The following is a 2940-nucleotide window of genomic DNA, read 5'->3' as shown; positions in this document are numbered from 1 at the left end:
CGGTACCACCATCATACTGTTTGAGAATTGACACGATTTGTGTCTCGGTGAATCGACTTTTCTTCATTGTTCCCTAAAGTTAAAAATTCCTACTTTTGAATTCTTCGCTTTTTAGGGAAGCTTACGGTGGGAAACCTATCCCATGTGACTCTTTGATAAGAATCTGATGCCGACAAGCTATAATTTTCACTCTTTTCTACTTGCGGATAGAATCCAATTACGTTTAGATCGCTTGTAACTCCCAATGTAAAAAACTTCATGCTATTCAATACCAAATTTTGGGTTGATCACGTCTTCGAAATAAGCATTCAAATTTTTTAATGCTGAATTCTTCGCATTAAATATCTCTTTTTTCAACTGCGGTATCAACTCTTTCTGAATAAAATCATTGCATGCTTCTGGACTCAAGTCTCCCAAGTCCCGAAACTTGTCTAATCTAAATTCAATAAATTTGTCATATGCGGGATGGTTCTGATGCAATCCGACCTGGAGGGCTTCATCATAATGCTCAAGGCCAATGATGCTTTCTGGTAAATTTGGATGATAACCATTCTTGGCTGCCGCTAAAACAACTGGATGATCGCATTTTCCAAGAGACAATATATGGTGGGCATCCACTCCTACGTCCGCTGGAATGCCTAAGAAGCTTTTGATCTGCGAACGTAAATTTTTCTTTGCAACAGCTGATGTAAAGTCTATGTCTCCATTAACCACTTTCCATTTGAGAAACATTGACTTATTACCTAAGGTCACTTTTCCCACGCCGTTGTTGGTGTTCGCGCTGGCCGTGAGCGCCGAAGACACCAACAACATTTTGAAATGAAAGCTTGATCGCTATTGACAAAACGTCACCAACATAACAACGAGATCCCCGAGTATCAACTTGCAAAAAATAACTGCAATGTGATTGAGTGTAGTGTAAATAAACTGGTCGATGCCACCGCACGCGTGCAACGTGAACCACCAGCAATAGTTGAAGAAGTCTTCGAGACAACGTGTCTTGAATTTAATCCGGCTGCGCAATTTCAAATAAGAGGCGCACGCATTAAAAGATATTAATCAATCGCGAAATAATTTGGCGTAACTAAATTTGTTGGTGCCGCCACGCACGTGCCATTTCGAACACCAACAAAGGCGGGCAATAAGAGGCGCACGCATTAAAAGATATTAATCAATCGCGAAATAATTTGGCGTAAACTAAATTTGTTGGTGCCGCCGCGCGCGTACCGTTCGAATACCAACAAAGGCGGGGATCATAATTCTTGTTCGCGCCAACATTATAAGAATGAAATCGAAAGTGAGACAAAACCTAATGCTGAAGCTATGGCCAAATTGGCAAAGGCACTACCGTTGATTATCTGATGAGCGGAACTACAGACAACCTGGTGCAGGAAGCTGGACTAGATAAGGGACTGGTTTCGCGCTTTAAACAAGTACAGAATTTACCTACAGAAGAAAAACGCACCGTACTTTCTCTGCTTGATGCGTTCATCGCTAAAACTAAAATTCAACGTTCTTGCAAGCGAAGTGAAAAAGTCAAGCTTCATGCCTGGTTTTCTAATTTCTTTTTTAGATCATTAAGGGATCCCTGATACGAGTCACACATCTTAGCATATTTTGGGTTTTTGCGATCTTCATCTATCCAGCTTTGCAACCCCGTTGTGTACTCTTGATACCTGGCTTCATTGTCACACCATTTAGCAATGGTAATAGCCTTTAAAACATTCACAGGGTATTCTCCGCCAATACCAAGATTGATGATATTACTAAAATCGTGCTTGAGTATAAATTCCCCCAGGCCGTCAATGCTATTCCTGTTTTTAAAAAAGGGAACTATCTCTTCGGAAAGAAAACCTTCAAACGATTCTTTAAATAGAGATACTTCTAACGTACCTGATGTAATTTTTTTATACAATTCTTTGTTTCGAATCGGGCTAACAATAGTATGCTGTAAATCAAAATTGTATTTCAACCCATTTTGTTTTGCAACTGCCTCGACTAACCTTTCTATAGCGTAAACTCTTAGCCAGTATTCGATTCCCGTAGGAGCCATTCCCACATCAGACAATTGAAATCTGGTTTGCACGGTATACAATATCTCATTCGTCTCTGAAAAAACTAAAGACTCACCAGAGTCCAAGACTTTAGTTTTTACATCCATGAATAAGTCTTGCTTACCTACAGAATCAATTATAGCGGCTATAAAACTCTTTTTATCATTCATTTATTCAATGCCTTGAAAAGTTCCTTTTCCATCTCCATAAACCTTATAAAAATCCTTAATGATAATTTCGGTATTCTGTGTGATACCACTACCAGGCAATAATTCTTCAGCCGCATCTCTAGTGCGCGTACCGCTTCTCACTGTTAATTGTTGGCCTATTCCATTTTTGGCCAACGTCTGGCCAGAGGTTAAATTTGTTGCTTGGCTTAATTTGCTATCCGTAACCACCATGTCCACTATTCTTCCTCTTGAATCATACTTCACAAAGACAGCATCTGCAATAAAATATTCACCTTTTGCATTACACGGTGCTGTCTTGCCTGGCACACAAAATTGAACTTGACTCAGCACCTTTCTGTCAGCTAAATCTGGAACGAGTTCATTTAATCCCACGCCGTTGTTGGTGTTCGCGCTGGCCGTGAGCGCCGAAGACACCAACAACATTTTGAAATGAAAGCTTGATCGCTATTGACAAAACGTCACCAACATAACAACGAGATCCCCGAGTATCAACTTGCAAAAAGTAACTGCAATGTGATTGAGTGTAGTGTAAATAAACTGGTTGGTGTCACCGCCCGCGTACAACGTGAACTGAAAGTGGCTGTGAATTTGAACAGGTTGTAAATATAGTTTGCTGATTTGAATTTTGTGTTGTTGAACCAAAACAGAAGCAAGGCTCTGCTGAGGAGCAACCTGCCAGGGATAGGTTCTCCCGA

The 2940-nt window shown here is 40.4% G+C and carries 4 protein-coding genes; all 4 read right to left on the bottom strand.

Features of this window, described 5'->3' with window-relative positions:
- Positions 1-261: 261 nt before the first annotated feature.
- The gene (locus DQQ10_RS27640) at positions 262-804 is read right to left on the bottom strand and encodes a hypothetical protein (protein ID WP_133259792.1); all 543 of its coding nucleotides are present in this window, start codon (positions 802-804) and stop codon (positions 262-264) included.
- Between the two features lie 739 nt (positions 805-1543).
- Positions 1544-2224 (bottom strand): hypothetical protein, encoded by a 681-nt coding sequence (locus DQQ10_RS27630; RefSeq protein ID WP_112750196.1) that lies wholly within the window; start codon positions 2222-2224, stop codon positions 1544-1546.
- The gene (locus DQQ10_RS27625; protein WP_165824151.1) at positions 2225-2659 is read right to left on the bottom strand and encodes a hypothetical protein; all 435 of its coding nucleotides are present in this window, start codon (positions 2657-2659) and stop codon (positions 2225-2227) included.
- Positions 2660-2689: 30 nt separating this feature from the next.
- On the bottom strand, positions 2690-2940 hold a 251-nt coding region (locus DQQ10_RS28170), incomplete at its 5' end, for a hypothetical protein (RefSeq protein ID WP_221409809.1).

Source organism: Pseudochryseolinea flava, assembly GCF_003286915.1.
In the GTDB taxonomy this organism is placed as follows: Bacteria; Bacteroidota; Bacteroidia; order Cytophagales; family Cyclobacteriaceae; genus Ohtaekwangia; species Ohtaekwangia flava.
The sequence above is the reverse complement of the archived record's forward strand: the minus strand, read 5'-3'. Positions and strand labels throughout refer to the sequence as shown.